The following is a 16,402-nucleotide window of genomic DNA, read 5'->3' on the forward strand; positions in this document are numbered from 1 at the left end:
TCTTATGCACGAGCTCTACACCGTTCTGGCCGAGTACTACGACGCGATTTACAGGTGGAGAGCCAAGCGGATAGGTGAGGAAATTGACTTCGTTGAGGAGCTGTTCCGGAAAGAGGCCGAAAGGGGAGTAAAGAAAATCCTCGACCTGGCCTGCGGAACAGGAATTCCAACGCTCGAACTCGCGAGGCGCGGTTACGAGGTTACGGGCCTCGACCTCCACGAGGAGATGCTGGCAGTTGCGAGAAGAAAGGCCGAAAGGGCAGGGCTCAGCATCGAGTTCATTCGAGGAAACGCGCTCGAGCTCGACTTTGAGGAGGAATTCGACGCGGTAACCATGTTCTTCTCCTCCATCATGTATTTCGATGATTCTGCAATTCAAGAATTATTTGATTCTGTAAAACGGGCCTTAAAGCCAGGAGGAGTTTTCATCGCTGATTTCCCCTGCTGGTTCTACGGCGGAAGGGACGGCCCGATAGTGTGGGACGAGCGAAAGGGTGAAGAAAGGCTGGTCATAACCGACTGGCGCGAGGTGGAGCCGGCTTTCCAGAAGCTCCGCTTCAAGAGGCTCGTTCAGATAGTTAAGCCCGACGGGAGCGTTAGGGCCTTCATGGTGGACGACGAACTCAACATCTACACGCCGAGGGAGATGAGGCTTTTGGCGGAAAGACACTTCAGGCGGGTCAAAATCTATGGGGACAGACATGAGCTGAGGCCCAACGACAGAAGGTACTGGCTGGTGGCAGTGAAATAGGGGGCAATGCAAAAACTTTTAAACCCCTCCCCATTTCAGTGCACGGGTGATGCCTATCGTCCACCGGAAGACAGGAGCGTGGTCTGAAATGGCGCTACACGGCGACGGCTTTAGTGGGCTCGCTGAGCTCCGCGGTTCTTGGGCCTTACCTGAGCCTCTGGCTTAAGTCGGTTGGCCTGAGCTTTTCTGAGATTGGGCTGGTTCAGAGCGTTTCAGAGCTTGCCCAGCTCCTCACGGACTTCCCGACCGGCGGTCTCGCGGACAGGCACGGCAGGGTCAGGGTTTATGCAATCGGAAGCTCCCTCTTCGGCCTCGGACTGGTCATTATAGGCCTCTCGGGAGGGCTCTGGGGCGTCCTCGCGGGTGCGTCCCTTTCCGGCCTTGGAAGCGCCCTCGTCAGCGGAACGATGGTTCCCTGGCTCTACGATGCCCTTGGAGACAGGAAGCTGGTAAAGGACGTCCTGAGCAGGCTGAAGGCCCTCTCCGGACCGGCCAGGTTTGCTGGTGGCTTCTTCGGAGGTGCACTCGCGGGATTAGCTCCGAACGCCCCCGTGGTCATCGCAGGGCTTCTCGCGATAGCCTCCGGCGTTATGGCTGTCATCCTTCTGCCAGACAACAGGGGTAAGGCGGAACTCGGATACTCCGGAATACTGCGCAGGGGCCTGCATGTGGTCCTTGAAAATAGGGGACTGCACCTGCTCCTCCTTTCTTCATTCCTATTAAGCTTTACAGGACGGGCGTTCTTCACGTTCTGGATGCTCCTGCTGAAAGCTAAGGGACTGCCGGACGAGGCCCTCGGACCGCTCTTCGCGACGATGTTGCTCTCCACTTCCCTCGGCGCGTTGCTGGTGAGGAAGCTTGAACCATCTCCGAAAACAGTCGCCCTGACATCAGCCCTGCTCGGCGTTGAGGTTGCCCTCCTTGGCCTTGTCCCCGGCCTCTGGGGGAGTGTGGTCCTTCTCTTCGCGATAGAGGTTACCCTCGGGGCGAGGGGACCGCTGATGGCAGTCCTCAGGAACGATTTAATTCCCTCGGAAGTCCGCTCGACGGTTAGCTCGACGCTGAGCACCTTAGGAAGCGGGTTCACGGCGATTGCAAACGTCACGATAGGCCTGCTCGCCGGAAAGTTCGGGCTCGGCACGGCCTACCTCGTGGCCGGCCTGACCGGGGCCCTCTCGGCCCTGCCAATCTGGGGATTAACCTTTTTAAGCGCCCCCGGCGAAGGGTGTAACATCCCGGAAAAACCCGGTGGAAGGTGATAAGATGCTCCCGAAGAACTACGACCCGAACGAGATTGAGCCCAAGTGGCAGAAGTTCTGGCTCGATGAGAAAATCTACAAGTACGAGCTCGACGAGAAGAGGCCGAGCTACGCGATTGACACCCCGCCCCCGTTCACGAGCGGAACGCTCCACCTCGGTCACGTGCTCAGCCACACCTGGATTGACATCATCGCGCGCTATAAGAGAATGACCGGCTACAACGTGCTCTTCCCTCAGGGCTTTGACAACCACGGACTCCCTACCGAGCTTAAGGTCGAGAAGGAGTTCGGAATCAGCAAGGACCAGCCGGAGAAGTTCCTCCAGAAGTGCGTTGAGTGGACCTGGCAGGCCATCGAGGCCATGCGCAACCAGTTCATCAGGATAGGCTATTCAGCTGACTGGGATTTAGAATACCACACGATGGACGACTGGTATAAAGCGGCAGTCCAGAAGTCCCTCATCGAGTTCTACAAGAAGGGTCTGCTTTACCAGGCCGAACACCCTGTTTATTGGTGCCCGCGCTGTAGGACGAGCCTTGCCAAGGCCGAGGTCGGCTACGTCGAGGAAGAAGGCTACCTCTACTACATCAAGCTCCCGCTCGCTGACGGTTCAGGTCACGTTCCGATAGCCACCACGAGGCCCGAGCTCATGCCGGCATGTGTTGCCGTCTTCGTCCACCCCGAGGACGAGCGCTACAAAGATGTGGTCGGCAAGAAGGTTAAACTCCCGATATTCGAGAGGGAAGTACCGGTTCTGGCTGACGAGGACGTTGACCCGAGCTTTGGAACCGGAGCGGTCTACAACTGTACCTACGGTGACGAGCAGGACGTCGTCTGGCAGAAGCGCTACAACCTGCCGGTCATCATAGCCATCAACGAGGACGGAACCATGAACGAGAACGCCGGGCCTTATGCAGGCCTTAAGACCGAGGAAGCGAGGAAGAAGATTGCCGAAGACCTCGAGAAGATGGGGCTCTTGTACAAAAAGGAGAGGATAAGGCACCGCGTTCTCAGGCACACCGAGAGAAGCTCCTGTATGGCCCCTATTGAGCTGTTGCCCAAGAAGCAGTGGTTCATAAAGGTCAAGGACTTCACGGACGAGATAGTGAAGGTTGCGAAGGAAATCAACTGGTATCCCGAGGACATGTTCCTCCGCCTTAAGGACTGGGCAGAGTCAATGGACTGGGACTGGGTCATAAGCAGGCAACGCGTTTTTGGAACGCCGATTCCCTTCTGGGTCTGCGATAACGGCGAGATAATACTGCCCGACGAGGATGAGCTCCCGGTTGACCCGCGCTTTGACAAGCCCCCGAGGAAGTGCTCCGACGGAAGCGAGCCGAAGCCGGTAACAGACGTCCTCGACTGCTGGGTCGACTCGAGCATAACCCCGCTGATAATAAGCAGGTGGCACGACGCGATTAAGGGCGACGAGGAGGCAAAGCGCTGGTTCGAGCACAACTTCCCGACCGCGCTCAGGCCCCAGGGAACCGACATCATAAGGACGTGGGCATTCTACACGATATTCAGGACCTACATGCTTACAGGAAAGAAGCCTTGGCGCGACGTCCTCATCAACGGAATGGTCGCCGGGCCCGACGGCAGGAAGATGAGCAAGAGCTACGGCAACGTTGTTGCCCCTGATGAGGTCATTCCGAAGTACGGCGCCGATGCTTTGAGACTCTGGACGGCCCTTGCCCCGCCCGGGGAGGACCACCCGTTCAAGTGGGAGACCGTTGACTACAACTTCCGCTTCCTGCAGAAGGTCTGGAACATCTACCGCTTCGCCGAGAGGCACTTAGAGGACTTTGACCCGGCCAAAGCGCCCGAGGAGCTCGAACCGCTCGACCGCTGGATTCTCAGCAGGCTTCACAGGCTCATCAAGTTCGCCACGGAGGAGATGGAGCGCTACCGCTTCAACCTTCTGACGAGGGAGCTGATAACCTTCGTCTGGCACGAGGTCGCTGACGACTACATCGAGATGATTAAGTACCGCCTCTACGGCGACGACGAGGAGAGCAAACTGAAGGCTAAGACGGCGCTCTACGAACTCCTCTACAACCTGATGCTCCTGATGGCGCCCTTCGTCCCGCACATCACCGAGGAGCTCTACCAGAACCTCTTCCGCGAGCGGGTTGGCGCTAAAAGCGTCCACCTCCTCGAATGGCCGAAGTTCAGGGAGGATAGAATTGACGAAGAGGCCGAGAAGCTCGGCGAGCTCGCCCGCGAGATAGTCGGCGCGATAAGGCGCTACAAGAACTCTCACGGCTTAGCTTTGAACGCTAAGCTCAAGCACGTGGCCATCTACGCAACAGACTCCTACGAGAAACTCAAGGCCATCGAGAGGGACATAGCCGGAACGATGAACATCGAGAGGCTCGAGGTCATCAAAGGCGAGCCTGAGCTCGAGGAGCGCATAACCGAGATAAAGCCCAACTTCAGAACCGTCGGTCCGCGCTACGGAAAGCTCGTGCCGAAGATTATCGCCTACCTCAAGGAGCACGCCGATGAGGTAGCGAAGGCGCTCAAGGAGAACGGAAAGGTCGAGTTTGAGGTTGATGGAGAAAAGGTCGAGCTGGGCAAGGACGACGTCGTCATCAGGAAGGCGGTGTTCAGCGAGGGCGAAGAGGTCGAGACGGCAGTAGTTGGGGACGCGGTTATAGTGTTCTTCTGAGTTAGGTTTTTACGCCTCCCCTTCTATTCTTACCCGGTGTGGGCCTTGAACGAGGAGGAACTTAAGGCCAGAATCGAAGAGATGGAAAAGCTTCTGGAGTTTATGCAGGCCAGGTATGAGGAGATGAAGCGGGACAACGAGCTTCTGCGGAGGGCCATCGAGGAACTCCGAAGGGAGAACGAGAGGCTTAAGGGTGGTGGAGATGGACGCTGAGGAGCTGAGGGAGAAACTCTTGGAGCTCTCAAAGCGGGAAGCCTCGCTGAACTTCAAGATGTACGAACTGTTCAACGAGAACCTGACGCTGGCCATCAAGCTGGCCGGTTACATAGCCGAGAACAGGATGCTCGGGGGCAAGTGGAGCGACGAGGAGGCCGTTAAAGTCATGGACAAGTACCTCAAGGCGGGGAGAAAAGAAGGGCATCACCCCAAAGAAGTCCATCAGTGAACTCCCGGGTTCTCAAAACCTTTAAAAACCCGCTCCCATAAAACCGCCGGGTTAAATTTCCGGGCGATGGCGTCCGCCCTTAACCGCCCCGTGGGGGCTGATGACGCCTGTTCTCTCCACAGTGGGAGGTGACGCCTTTGAACCCGGAAGGTAGGATAGTCATCGGTTTAGTCCAGGTTATAGTTGTGCTCCTGCTCTCACCCCTCATGGTCGGAATCCTCAAGAAGATAGAGGCGCGCATCGAGTCGAGGAAGGGAATAAGCATCTTCCAGCCCTACTACGACCTCGCGAAGTTCTTCAGGAAGGAGACGCTGATTCCAGAGGGAGTCGGCCCGTTCTTCGTTATCGCGCCGTTCATAGCCTTCGGTGCAATGCTGACGTTGCCCTGGATGCTCCCGATAGTCGGCAACTTCCCGAGCTGGTTCGCCCCGACGGTGGACTTCTTCGGCGGGACCTTCATATTCGGTTTAGCGGCGATGGCCTCGATTTTAGCCACCGAGAGGACCGGAAGCTACTACACCGGAATTGGGGCGACCCGTTCGGTTAACTTCGGGGCCTTCGCGGAGCCGGTTCTCATAATGGTCTTCTTTGGAGTGGCCATACTAACGGGAACCAACAACCCCTTCCTGATGAACCACAGGATAACTGCTGAGGGCTGGTACCTCAGTCCGACGCACATTCTCATCACGGCCGCGTTCTTCATGCTCCTGCTCTTCGATACGGGAAAGCTCCCAATCGAGTCCCACGGGAGCAACGAGCTCGGAATGCTCGACCAGGCGAAGGGCCTTGAGTACACCGGCCCGCTCTACGCCCTCAACACCTGGGCGGGCTACATGAAGTCCTTCATCCTGATGGCGGTTTTCCTCAACGTCTTCGCAGTCCCCTGGGGCCTCGCGACGAGCGCAAGTTTGGTTGAGATTGCCAAGGGAATCGCGACGCTCTTCGTCAAGATGCTCGGCCTCATCTTGGCCTTCGTCGTCGTTGAGGAGACCCTGGCGAAGATAAGGCTCTTCCGCATCATCGACTACCTGTCAGCCAGCTTCCTCCTGGCGATAATGGGCGTTATCAGCTTCCTCCTCGGGGGTGGTGCGCCGTGATTAACGAAATCCTCAACCTGCTCGGCTCGGTGGTCCTCCTCACGGCCTTCTTCATGCTCACCGAGTCCTACATGCACTCGCTGATTGACGCGGTTGCGTTCCAGTCCGTCCTAATCGGCCTGATTATCGGAATAGTCGGCTGGGAAAAGCGGATTCCCGAACTCATAATCCTCGGCGGAATCACGATAGCGTTCAGGGCGCTCCTGATACCCTGGCTCCTCCAGAGGGACGTCAGGAAGGAGAGAATCTGGCGCGGAAGGGAGATTAAGACGACGCACCACGCGATAGTTCTCGGCCTCATCGTGGCGGTCCTGGCTTACTTCCTCTACATCCCGGTCTACAAAGCCACAAACGACTGGAGCGGGGTCATAGCCTTCGTCCTGCTCTTCCTCAGCATGCTCATCATAGCCTCGAGGAGGAACGCCCTGGCCCAGATAGTCGGCTACCTCAGCGAGGAGAACGCGCTCCTCTACCTTGCGGTGATGCTATCGCCGATGCCCATGGTCCTTGAGTTCGGAATACTGCTCGACATGATAGCCTTCGTCCTGCTCGCGGTCGTCTTGGGTGCCGAGAAGCGCTACGGGCCATTGGAAGTCGAGGAGCTGGTGGGGTGATAGTATGGAGGCAGTGGTTTACCTGCTCGCGATACCGCTCATAGCGACGCTCCTTCCGCTCCTCTCGGAGAGGCTCGGAAGGGCAATCGTCCCCGGGCTGGCGTTCATAACGGCGTCAATAGCAACCGACATGCTTCTCAGGGGCTACACCGTCTCGAGCTACTACTTCTACGCCGACTGGTACTCAATGGTTCTGGCAACGACGATAGCCTGGATTTACTTCTTCGCCTCCCTGGCATCGCTCTACTACGTCGAGAGGGTTGAGAGGCCATTCTACCCGCTCAGGCTCTACTGGAGCTTCCTCTCGCTCTTCGCGCTCTCGATGATTTTCACCGCCGTCGTCTCGAACCTCGGCTGGATGTGGATTGGCCTCGAGGCGACGACCGTCGTCAGCGCGATACTCATAATCACAGACGGCAAGAAGCGGAACGTCGAGGGGGCATGGCGCTACATGATTATCGCCTCCGCGGGCCTTGGAATAGCCTTCCTCTCCGTTGTCATAACCTACAGCTTCGCGGGAACCCTCGACGTCAGGCACCTCGTTCTATCCGAGAAAGCCGGCGCCGTTGTTGGACTGCTTGCCATAGTCGGCTTCGGAACAAAGGTCGGTCTCTTCCCGATGCACGGCTGGCTTCCCGATGCTCACGGAAGCGCTCCGTCGCCGGTCAGCGCTATGCTCTCGGGAACGCTCCTCCCAACGGCTCTGCTCGTTTACTACCGCCTCTTCAAGGCATCAACGGGTCTCGGGAAGGAGGCCGTCTACATAGCCCTAACCGTCGGAATCCTGACGGTCCTGGTGGCATCAATCCTGATGGCCTCGCAGAGGTTCGTCAAGAGGCTACTGGCTTACTCGAGCATGGACATGATGGGCGTAGCTACCATAGGCATCGCGCTGAGTTACTACAGGCCGAGCCTGCTCAAGCTCGTATTCGTCCTCATCGCGGTTCACGCCTTCGCCAAGGGCGCCCTCTTCATCTCAGCCGGAAGCGCGGTGAGCAGGTACGGCCACGAGATTGGGGAAATCAACGGCCTGCTGAAGGACAGCCCGGCACTCGGCTACTCTTTCGGATTATCTGCTCTGGCGGTGACCGGTGCACCGCCTTTCGGAACCTTCCTTGCGGAGCTGTCGATACTCGGGGTTGCCCTCTCGATAAACCGCTGGTGGGCCCTCCTCATCGGAACGGGACTGCTCCTCTCGTTCCTGGCCCTCAACTGGCACTCGGCCAAGATGCTCTTCGGAGAGGGAAAGGGAGCGGAGTTCCAGCGCGGTGAGGAGCTGATACCCCTGACGATGACACTCGTAGCTCTTGGGGTAAGCCTCTACGCAGTTTACCTTGCACTCACCGGGGGTCTGGTAATATGATGGCTCTCTCGGCCGTTTTCAGGAGGAACGGAAACTACCTAACGGTCTGGCTCGACTACGACACGGGCGAGGCCCTCATTAGGGAAGAGGAGAGACTGCCGGACAGGAAGATTGCGCCCGCCCTGATTGGTGAGACCACGCCTTACATCAGAATCCCGCCGGGAAGCAACGCGGTCCCTTTGACCTTCGGTCCGGCCGCCGGTGGCTTGGGGCAGGCCGGGGCCTTCGAGATACTCACCTACGGCGAGAGGATAGTCTCGATAAGGCCCGTCTACGGCTACAAGAAACGCGGAATCGAGGAAAGGCTGATAAACCGCCCGCTGGAGGAGACCATTGCAGTTCTTGAGAGGGCCGTAGGGAACTTCGCCTTAGCTTACACCTACGCCTTCCTGAGGGCGGTTGAGGCCAACCCCGACGAGGACGTCTGGGAGGTCAGGAAGGGCCTCCTTGAGATTGAGAGGCTCTACAACCACTTCAACGTCATCCACAAGCTCGCTGGAGATGCATCTCAGAAGGTCGCGACGATGCACTTCCACTGGCTCGAGGAGGAAACGCTCAGGATTCTTAACAGGCTGACCGGCCATCGCTACGGCTTCGGCGCGAACGTTCCTGGAGGGGTTAGAATCCTCGACGGAAGGGCCGTTGAGAGGCTTGGGAAGCTCAAGGAGGAGTTCCGCGAGCTGAGGGAGGAGTTGCTTGAGAGCAAGATATTCATCGACCGTCTCCACAACACCTGCCGGCTGAGCAAAGAGGACGTAATCGAGCTCGACGCCGTTGGAATAGCATCGAGGGGTTCCGGGGTCCCGAGGGACGTTCGGGCCTTTGACAGGTTCTACTCCTACAAACCGGTGACGTGCGAGGACGGGGACGCCCTCGCGAGGCTCATGGTTCGCATGGAGGAGATAGAGCGCTCCTTTGAGATTATCGAGGGAATCGACTTCAGGGCTTTAAAGTCAGACCCAGAGGTTAAAGAGGGTCTCAACCTCGGGCTGGCAGAGGCGCCTCATGGTGACGTTCTTACGCTCGTGGAGCTGAGGGACGGCAGGGTTTCATGGATTGGCCTCAGGGGAGCGTCGAGGATAAACTACGTGGCCTTCTGCAGGGGCATAACCGGGAACATCTTCACGGACTTCCCCTTCGGACTTCACAGCTTCGGCCTGAACTTCGCGGATGCAGACCTCTGGCAGGGAGGTGAGGAGTGATGTGGATTATCAGGGGACTCAGGAAGGGCGTTCTGACGAGCGAGTATCCAAAGAGGGTAAGCGAGGAAGAGCTTCTCTTCAGCTTCCCTCTCGAGGCCCCGGCGGAGTGCCCGTTCGGGGCCGTTGAAGATGGGAGATTCGACTACAGGAAGTGCATCAACTGCCGTCTCTGCAACGTCCCCTTCGGCCAGAAAACAGGGCTGAGTGAGGTTAAAAATCCTCTCCCCTTCAGGAAGTCACTCCACGTCTTCTTCCTTGACGTCGGAACCTGCCACGCCTGCAACAGGGAGGTTGCACTCCTCCACAGCCCGAACTACGACGTCCACAGGCTCAAGATATTCTTCACGCCGACGCCGAAGCACGCGGACGTTCTCCTCGTCGCCGGCTGTCCGACCGATGGAATGATTCCGGTCCTGAAGGAGGCCTACGAGCTGATGCCCGAACCCAAGCGGGTCTTAGTTTTGGGCTCCTGCGCCAACGGCGCGCTGTGCGATAGGAAGGTGGAGGACTTCGTTCCGGTTGACGGCTACGTTCCGGGCTGTCCGCCAAGTCCCGTTCAGATTATAGAGGGCCTCCTCAAGGTCGCCGGGAGGGATGTCGAATGATTGACCCGTTCTACGCGATAACAATAGGCTTCATCGTTGCCTCCCTGCTCGCGGTGATTTCGAAAAAGGCCAGCTACGCGCTCTCGGCCCTTCTCTCGGCCGGCCTGCTGGTCCTCGCCCTCGTCCGGCCGGAGGGAATAGACGACGTTTCCCGCTACTTCCTCGTGATTTCGGGGATAGTATGGCTCGGGGCTTCGCTGTTCAGCCTGAGCTACGACGACCACTATCCGAGGCTGTTAGCCGGTTCGTTCACGATGAGCATTGCCGGAATGCTCGTGATACTCCTTGCAAAGGGGGCCGTCGGCTTCCTCGTCGGCTGGGAGGTCATGACTATAGCGAGCTACTTCGGAATGACCGTGAGGGAGAACTCACGGAGGGGTGCCTACAAGTTCCTCGCCTTCGGCGAGCTGAGCGCGCTCTTAATCCTGGCCGGTTTCGGCCTGCTCTCCGTTGAGACGGGCTCCACGGCATTTTCGGCCTGGAAAGGTTCCGGGTTCTGGAGCCTGGCGTTCTTCCTGGCAGGTCTCGGCTTCGCCGTAAAGATGGACGCGGTTCCATTCCATACCTGGATTGTGGACGCCTATCCGAGGGTTCCCGGAAACGTGGGTGCCCTCCTCAGCGCAGTTGTGACCCTTATGGGTGTCTACGGGTTTGCGAGGTTGTTACTCATCGCGGTTCCTGCCAACTGGGTTGGAGCGTTCTTCCTCCTGCTCGGCGGTCTAACCGCCATACTCGGCGCGGCTTATTCAGCTGGAACTGAGCACGTCAAGAGACTGCCCGGTTACAGCACCGTTGAGAACGACGGCGTTTTACTCGCGCTCTTCGGCGGAACGGTTCTCGCCCTCAACGCCGGCAACAAGACACTCGCTTCCTTTGCGTTCCTGGCGTTGCTCTTCTACGCCTTCGCCCACAGCGTTGCGAAGGGTCTCCTCTTTCTCATCGCAAGCAGGCTTGAGAACGGAACCGGGCGCTTTCCCGAGGTTCGGCCAAGGAGGCTCACCACCGTCGGCGTCGTCGCGGGCTACGTCTCCGCCCTCAGCCTGGCCGGTGTCGCTCCGTTTCCGGGCTTCCTCGGTGAGTGGATGGGCATAGAAACGCTCCTTCAGAGCTTCAAAATCCCGGATGTAAAGCTCAAGGTTTTGATGGTTCTGGTTGGCTCACTGGTTGCCCTAACCGCGGGTGTCGCCGGCGTTGCGATGAGCAAGATGATAACCCACGGAGTTCAGCGCGCGGGAGGAAGGAGGGAGCTCTCCGCTGAGGACATCGCCTACACCTTCATGGGTGCGGTGCTGGTGATGGTGGGGATTCTCCCCCTGGCAGTCTTCAGGCTGGCCGATGGTGCTTTGAGCTCGCTCACAGGAATGGGCGCCACCGCCTTCGTCACCGGTGCGCTCGGGGTCAAGGATGGCTTCCTAATCGTCGCCAAGGACTTCGGCGGAATCTCGCCAACGTACCTCGCAGGGCTTGTAACAGTCTTCGGGGTCACTGTCTACGTTCTGGTTCGCATCACAGTCCTCCGGAGGGTCCGGCGCGTTAGGGCCTGGAGCGGTGGACTGAGGAACCCGGAGTACCCACCGATAGCCCACTCGGCGATACTCCTCATAACAGAGGGCTGGCTCTACGGAACGAGGGAAGAGAGCGGAAGGCTTTACTGGAAGGAAAGGCTCAACATCGCATACCAGAAACTTGCGGAGGCATATCTCAGCGCATCCGAGTGGTTCAGACACGAGCTCATGAGGGGTTCCGACAGCGTTTACGTTGCCTACATTCTTCTCGCACTGATTGTGGGCCTGATATACCTGCTCCACTCCCTTTGATTTTTACCGTTGCATTTCCATCTTTTACGGGTAAGGGAGAAGGAAAAGGTGAGAGTTCAGAGATGGATTTCAAAGAGTGTCGCGTCGTGTTCCTTGATGACCTCTATGTTGACCTCCCCAAACTCCTTGCGTAGCTCATCAAGGACGTCTTGTATCATATCATCCTCGAGCAGGTCCTCGTTTTCGATGAAGAGCGTTTTTCCGGTGTACCAGACCTTGTAAACGAAGTCGTAGCCAGTGAACATCTTGTTGTCTCCCTCTCCGAAGACGACGTTGCCGTTTTCCTTTATTATGTTCAGAATCGCCTGCTCCGGGCAGTGGGCCTTTCTGAACTTCGAGTAAATCCTCGGGATAACGTCCGAGGGCGAACCGCCCATAACCTGCTGGGTTCCGATGTTGTAGTTCTTGAACAGGATGAGGGCACTGACTCCCATGGCAATCCCCGAAAGGGTATTTGAGACGGAACTTAAGAAGCTGTTGGCTCAACCTTCGAAATGAAAACCGTTTTTAAGAGTTGGCGTCAATTATGGGAGGGTGATACCATGAGCAAAACGCTTGAGCTGTTCATGGAAAAGGCCAGCATCAGAGAGGAGGTCCGGCGGGCGGTTAAAGAGCTATCAGAGAAGCCACTAAAGGAGATAATTGCCTACGTCCTCAAGGGCGAGGTGGATTCAACCGGCCTCTACAGGTTCCTCTACGAGAACCTCCCCGACGGCTATCCTCGCGAGAAGTTCAGGGAGTTCCTTGAGATGGAGAAGAGCCACGACCTTGAGGTTTCGAGGCTTTTCAGGACGCTATTTCCGGGGGAAGAAGTGCCGGAGGTTAACCTCAAGAGCTGGGTGAGGGTGTTCTCTGAGAAGGACTACCGCCTCAGGACCGTTGGGGACTACCTAAGGGTTCTTGAAATCGGCATGGACGCGGAGCAACTCTCGGAGATGGCCTACAGACTGCTCGCCGAGCTCCTTGAGGACCCGGAGCACAAAAAGCTCATGGAGAGCCTCGCCCAGGACGAGAGGGAGCACTACGAGTTCCTAAAACAGGAATACGACTTCTATTCAAAGGTGGAACGTCAGAAAGCCCTGAAGGAACTTGTTGAGGAGATTAAACGGGACAAAAAGCGATAAAATCGCTTCCCCTTAAATCAACTTATCCAGTCAACAGTTGTAGCATAGCATTGCGGCCTTTTTGAGCAGAATCACGCGGTAGAGTTTACCTCTAATCAGTCTTGCGTTCGAAATCTTGTTGAGGTGGTGTATCCTCTTTCTATCGAGCGCGACCAAGTCAAGCTCCCTGAGAACCTTCACGAAGTCTTCCGGGCGGATTTTGAGCCACTTCGAGTACTCGTCAAACAGTTCCTTCTCGACGACGCGGTAGGTCTTCCCATCAACCATGTAGCGGGTTGCTCTCTTTGGAAGCTCCTTTCTGAGTCTCCAGCGGGCGTGAAGCGGTTCCTGGAACTCGTAAACGGCCTCGTCCATAGACTTTCCTTCAACGAGCATCTTGAGGATGATGCCGAGGATTCTGTTTATCCTGTCCGGAACGCCCGTAACGTCACCCCTGAGGACTATCTTCCTCCGCCTGACTTTTATTCCCGCCCCTTCAAGCTCCTCGCCAATTTTGGGGGTTAGCTTTTTATCATGGCCAGTATCCACGATTCCGCCGATTATAAAGGCCTTAACATCGAAGTCTTTTTCGCTCAGAACCTCATCCGCCCAGGGGTCGAGGAGGACGACCTCGTCTATTCCTCTCTCCTTTAGGAACTCGGCAGTCGGACCCTCATATGTGGTAATTCTATCAAGGGGACCGTGGAACATCTCCCTGAACTCCTCGTTGGCCCCTGTAACTGCCAGCTCCCTGCCGGTGAAGTAGTCGCGTAAGAGACCGTAGCTCTGGTTAATCTGGAGGCAGACCTTGCCCTTCTCCTTCTGGGTGTGTTTGTTCCACAGCTGGAGGTCGATTATGAAGTAGGGCCACTCTGGAAGTTTTGAACGGAGCTCCTCCGGAGAGAGAACCATCTCGAACTTGTCCGCCATGCAGAGGGGAGCGTAGGCATAGTAAGAGCCCTCAACGCGGTTTCCGTTCAAGTCCCACGCGACGGCCGTCTTCTCGGGAACGCGGAAGATTGCGCCCTTGCCGTGGACTATCTCAACCGCGATGTCCTGGAGCTTGTTCCTGGATTTCCTGAAGCGCTTCGAGAGCGTTCCGATGCTCTCTATGCCCTTCTCCCTCAGTGCCTCCCTGAGAACATCCGCGAGGGTCTTCATGGCCATCGCTTGAGGCTCGGGGGGAGGTTTAAAAAGGTTTGCCGAGACTTGACGAAAGATTTTTAAACGCTCACCCTTCCCTAATATCGAGCCCCGGTGGTGTAGCCCGGTCAAACATGCGGGCCTTTCGAGCCCGCGCCCCGGGTTCAAATCCCGGCCGGGGCACCATAACAGCCCTTGCTTCGCAAGCGCTGGCGGAATGTTTCTAGCTCTTCTAAAAATCAGATTTTCTGAGAATCACTTCTCAAATGAAAATTGGTAGATGCAATCATTTCTAACGGAATCCAAAGATATTAGAATAGCCATGGAAAGTTGTTAGATAAACGACAAGATTTTTTAGGTTGTGCCTAATCCTAACCTTGGGTGATTCAAATGCGGATCTTAACAAAGAATGATTTTAAATTTGGAGAAGCTAATTTGAGTGAGGAAGATACAAAAAGATTACATTCTTTTATCCGTCGAAAGCTCATTGGACGACTGGTTCTAAGTGAAAATACTGATGGCCCAAATGAATGGTTGCTTAGCAAGTTAGTGAGTAATAAGAATTGGGAAAGTTGGCCTTCAGAGAGTTGTAGAATACCAAAAGACGCTGATATTGTGGATCTACTCGAAAATAGGGTTATAATGATAGCAATCTGGAAGAATCCAACCGAGGATATACAAGTAGTGGAACGAGTTTTCTTTGGGGATACCGTTTGGTGGATAGTAACTCGAAAAAAGACCATTGCTAACAAGGCCGAAAGAATAATTCGAGAAGAAGAGAGAAAGTTTAGAGTTAATTATCCCCTTGCATTTGATAAAATTTCAAGCATCTTGAAAGAATATGGATTGGTTGGAGTGATTGATGGTTACACGTTATATGGTTGCTCTAATTACCACAATTTCCATTGTCCAGTTGTGATTGATTTATACCTCTCTAGGAACATTAAAATTGCAGTTAATGCTCTTAAGTCACTAGGACTTTCTGAAGAGCTAATTAAGGATTTAGCAGTTCAAATATTTGATACATTGGATAGATATGAGGTACTAAGATGGCCATGTTATCTGCATTCCTCAAATCCAGATATATACCTTGTTCAGCAGAAAGATGTTATTTATACCACGTGGAACTTACCTGAGCAGGGTAAACTACTGAAAAAGTCACCGCGCATCTAATAGGTACTCTTAAAAAGAAGCAAAGTTTTTAATGTTTATGTTTGCTACCTAACCGATGCTCGCCGTCAAAGTTCCCAAGAGAGAGGCCGAAAAAGTGCGGAGGAAGCTCATTGAGCTCGGCGTTCTGGCGAAAGGATACGCCGTCAGGCGGGAGAGTGAGTTCGTTCTGTTTCCCGTGACAGAGGAAGTTAGTGGTTTCGAGCTGGTCGAGGCCGAGTTCGAGAGGCTTGAGAGAAGACCCCACAGCTACCGCGAGGTCGTCGACGTCCCGGATAGTGTTAAACCCCTCCTCCCAAGCTCCTTTGACATAATTGGAGACATTGCGATAATCGAACTCCCCGACGAACTGATACCCTACGGAAGGGCAATCGGCGAGGCAATTCTCAGGGTTCACAGGCACATAAAGGCCGTCTTCGCCAAGGGGAGTAAGGTTGAAGGCGAATACCGCGTTAGGGAGCTAATCCATCTCGCCGGGGAAAATAGAACGGAAACCCTCCACCGCGAGAACGGGATAAGGCTCAAGCTCGACGTCGCCAAGGTCTACTTCTCACCCCGTCTCGCCACGGAGAGAATGAGGATTTTCAGGAAGACAAAGCCGGGCGAAGTCGTCTTCGACATGTTCGCCGGTGTCGGACCCTACTCAATCCTCCTCGCGAGGAAGGCGGGGCTCGTCTTCGCCTGTGACCTGAACCCCTGGGCGATTCGCTACCTTGAGGAGAACATCAGGCTGAACAAAGCCAGCAACGTCGTTCCAATCCTCGGGGACGTTAGGAAAGTTGCCGGAAAGCTCAGAGCCGACCGCGTTGTAATGAACCTGCCCAAGTTCGCGGACCGCTTTTTGAGGGAAGCGATGCTGAGCGTTAGGGATGGAGGGATAATCCACTACTATGGATTCAGTCCGGAGGAGGACCTATACTCGGAGCACGAGGCGACGATTAAAGCGGTTGCACGCGAGCTGGGCTTTTCGGTCGAGTTCCTTGAGCGGAGAAAGGTTCGCCCCTACGCGCCGAGACAGTTCAACATCGTGATTGACTTCAGGGTTCTGAAGTGATGTTTTGTGAGGAGAACGGGACTTTAAAAGCGGGTGTTTTCTCGATAAAACACCCCCAAGGTTAGAAAAAACGGAAGTGGGGAAGATGAAAGAGAGTGGAATAGCCTG

General features: G+C 55.8%; 16 protein-coding genes, 1 tRNA gene and 1 riboswitch. Of the genes, 15 read left to right on the top strand and 2 right to left on the bottom strand.

The genetic code is table 11. From position 1 onward, the window contains the following. The first annotated feature begins 4 nt into the window (after positions 1-4). The 11 genes from E3E28_RS09955 (at position 5) to E3E28_RS10005 (ending at position 11,824) form a co-directional block, all read left to right on the top strand. Positions 5-751 carry a class I SAM-dependent methyltransferase gene (locus tag E3E28_RS09955; RefSeq protein WP_167914955.1) on the top strand — a complete coding sequence of 249 codons (747 nt, stop codon included), beginning with the start codon at positions 5-7 and terminating at the stop codon, positions 749-751. A 113-nt stretch (positions 752-864) separates the two neighbouring features. Continuing rightward, positions 865-2,010: an MFS transporter gene (locus tag E3E28_RS09960; protein ID WP_342764496.1), complete on the top strand. Its 1,146-nt coding sequence runs from the start codon at positions 865-867 to the stop codon at positions 2,008-2,010. Between the two features lie 4 nt (positions 2,011-2,014). Beyond that, the gene (locus E3E28_RS09965) at positions 2,015-4,681 is read left to right on the top strand and encodes a valine--tRNA ligase (protein WP_167914956.1); all 2,667 of its coding nucleotides are present in this window, start codon (positions 2,015-2,017) and stop codon (positions 4,679-4,681) included. A 36-nt stretch (positions 4,682-4,717) separates the two neighbouring features. After that, positions 4,718-4,894, top strand: coding sequence for a hypothetical protein (locus E3E28_RS09970; RefSeq protein WP_167914957.1), 177 nt, complete (start codon positions 4,718-4,720; stop codon positions 4,892-4,894). Further along, positions 4,878-5,126, top strand: coding sequence for a hypothetical protein (locus E3E28_RS09975; RefSeq protein ID WP_240921670.1), 249 nt, complete (start codon positions 4,878-4,880; stop codon positions 5,124-5,126). Before E3E28_RS09970 ends, E3E28_RS09975 begins: the two co-directional genes overlap by 17 nt. 53 nt (positions 5,127-5,179) lie before the next feature. Next, positions 5,180-5,243: riboswitch (Fluoride riboswitch) on the top strand. A 20-nt stretch (positions 5,244-5,263) separates the two neighbouring features. Beyond that, positions 5,264-6,223 (top strand): respiratory chain complex I subunit 1 family protein, encoded by a 960-nt coding sequence (locus E3E28_RS09980; protein WP_167914958.1) that lies wholly within the window; start codon positions 5,264-5,266, stop codon positions 6,221-6,223. Then, positions 6,220-6,837 carry a hydrogenase gene (locus tag E3E28_RS09985; RefSeq protein ID WP_167914959.1) on the top strand — a complete coding sequence of 206 codons (618 nt, stop codon included), beginning with the start codon at positions 6,220-6,222 and terminating at the stop codon, positions 6,835-6,837. The genes E3E28_RS09980 and E3E28_RS09985 overlap by 4 nt, the downstream gene beginning before the upstream one ends. A gap of 4 nt (positions 6,838-6,841) precedes the next feature. Next, positions 6,842-8,200 carry a proton-conducting transporter membrane subunit gene (locus tag E3E28_RS09990; RefSeq protein ID WP_167914960.1) on the top strand — a complete coding sequence of 453 codons (1,359 nt, stop codon included), beginning with the start codon at positions 6,842-6,844 and terminating at the stop codon, positions 8,198-8,200. Further along, positions 8,197-9,402, top strand: coding sequence for an NADH-quinone oxidoreductase subunit F (locus tag E3E28_RS09995; RefSeq protein WP_167914961.1), 1,206 nt, complete (start codon positions 8,197-8,199; stop codon positions 9,400-9,402). Before E3E28_RS09990 ends, E3E28_RS09995 begins: the two co-directional genes overlap by 4 nt. Beyond that, positions 9,402-10,007, top strand: coding sequence for an NADH-quinone oxidoreductase subunit B family protein (locus tag E3E28_RS10000; RefSeq protein WP_167914962.1), 606 nt, complete (start codon positions 9,402-9,404; stop codon positions 10,005-10,007). The genes E3E28_RS09995 and E3E28_RS10000 overlap by 1 nt, the downstream gene beginning before the upstream one ends. Next, positions 10,004-11,824, top strand: a complete 1,821-nt coding sequence (locus E3E28_RS10005; protein WP_167914963.1) for a proton-conducting transporter membrane subunit — start codon at positions 10,004-10,006, stop codon at positions 11,822-11,824. Before E3E28_RS10000 ends, E3E28_RS10005 begins: the two co-directional genes overlap by 4 nt. Positions 11,825-11,880: 56 nt before the next feature. On the opposite strand, the gene E3E28_RS10010 is transcribed toward E3E28_RS10005, so the two are convergent. Further along, positions 11,881-12,258, bottom strand: a complete 378-nt coding sequence (locus E3E28_RS10010; protein ID WP_167914964.1) for a hypothetical protein — start codon at positions 12,256-12,258, stop codon at positions 11,881-11,883. 108 nt (positions 12,259-12,366) lie between these two features. On the opposite strand from E3E28_RS10010, the gene E3E28_RS10015 reads away from it, so the two are divergent. Then, a complete protein-coding gene (locus tag E3E28_RS10015) occupies positions 12,367-12,948 on the top strand; it encodes a ferritin family protein (protein WP_167914965.1) in 582 nt (193 codons plus the stop codon). A gap of 30 nt (positions 12,949-12,978) precedes the next feature. Here E3E28_RS10015 and trm10 read toward each other — a convergent pair whose 3' ends face one another. Next, positions 12,979-14,088 carry a tRNA (guanine(9)-/adenine(9)-N1)-methyltransferase gene (trm10, locus tag E3E28_RS10020; RefSeq protein WP_167915414.1) on the bottom strand — a complete coding sequence of 370 codons (1,110 nt, stop codon included), beginning with the start codon at positions 14,086-14,088 and terminating at the stop codon, positions 12,979-12,981. A gap of 90 nt (positions 14,089-14,178) precedes the next feature. Between trm10 and E3E28_RS10025 the strand changes: the two genes are divergently transcribed. The 3 genes from E3E28_RS10025 (at position 14,179) to E3E28_RS10035 (ending at position 16,294) form a co-directional block, all read left to right on the top strand. Then, positions 14,179-14,256: transfer RNA gene (locus tag E3E28_RS10025), tRNA-Glu, on the top strand. Positions 14,257-14,451: 195 nt separating this feature from the next. Continuing rightward, positions 14,452-15,243 (top strand): hypothetical protein, encoded by a 792-nt coding sequence (locus E3E28_RS10030; protein ID WP_167914966.1) that lies wholly within the window; start codon positions 14,452-14,454, stop codon positions 15,241-15,243. 55 nt (positions 15,244-15,298) lie between these two features. Then, on the top strand, positions 15,299-16,294 hold the full coding sequence (locus E3E28_RS10035) for a class I SAM-dependent methyltransferase family protein (protein ID WP_167914967.1): 996 nt from the start codon (positions 15,299-15,301) through the stop codon (positions 16,292-16,294). The last annotated feature ends 108 nt before the right edge of the window (positions 16,295-16,402 follow it).

This window comes from Thermococcus sp. 21S9, assembly GCF_012027635.1.
In the GTDB taxonomy this organism is placed as follows: domain Archaea; phylum Methanobacteriota_B; class Thermococci; order Thermococcales; family Thermococcaceae; genus Thermococcus.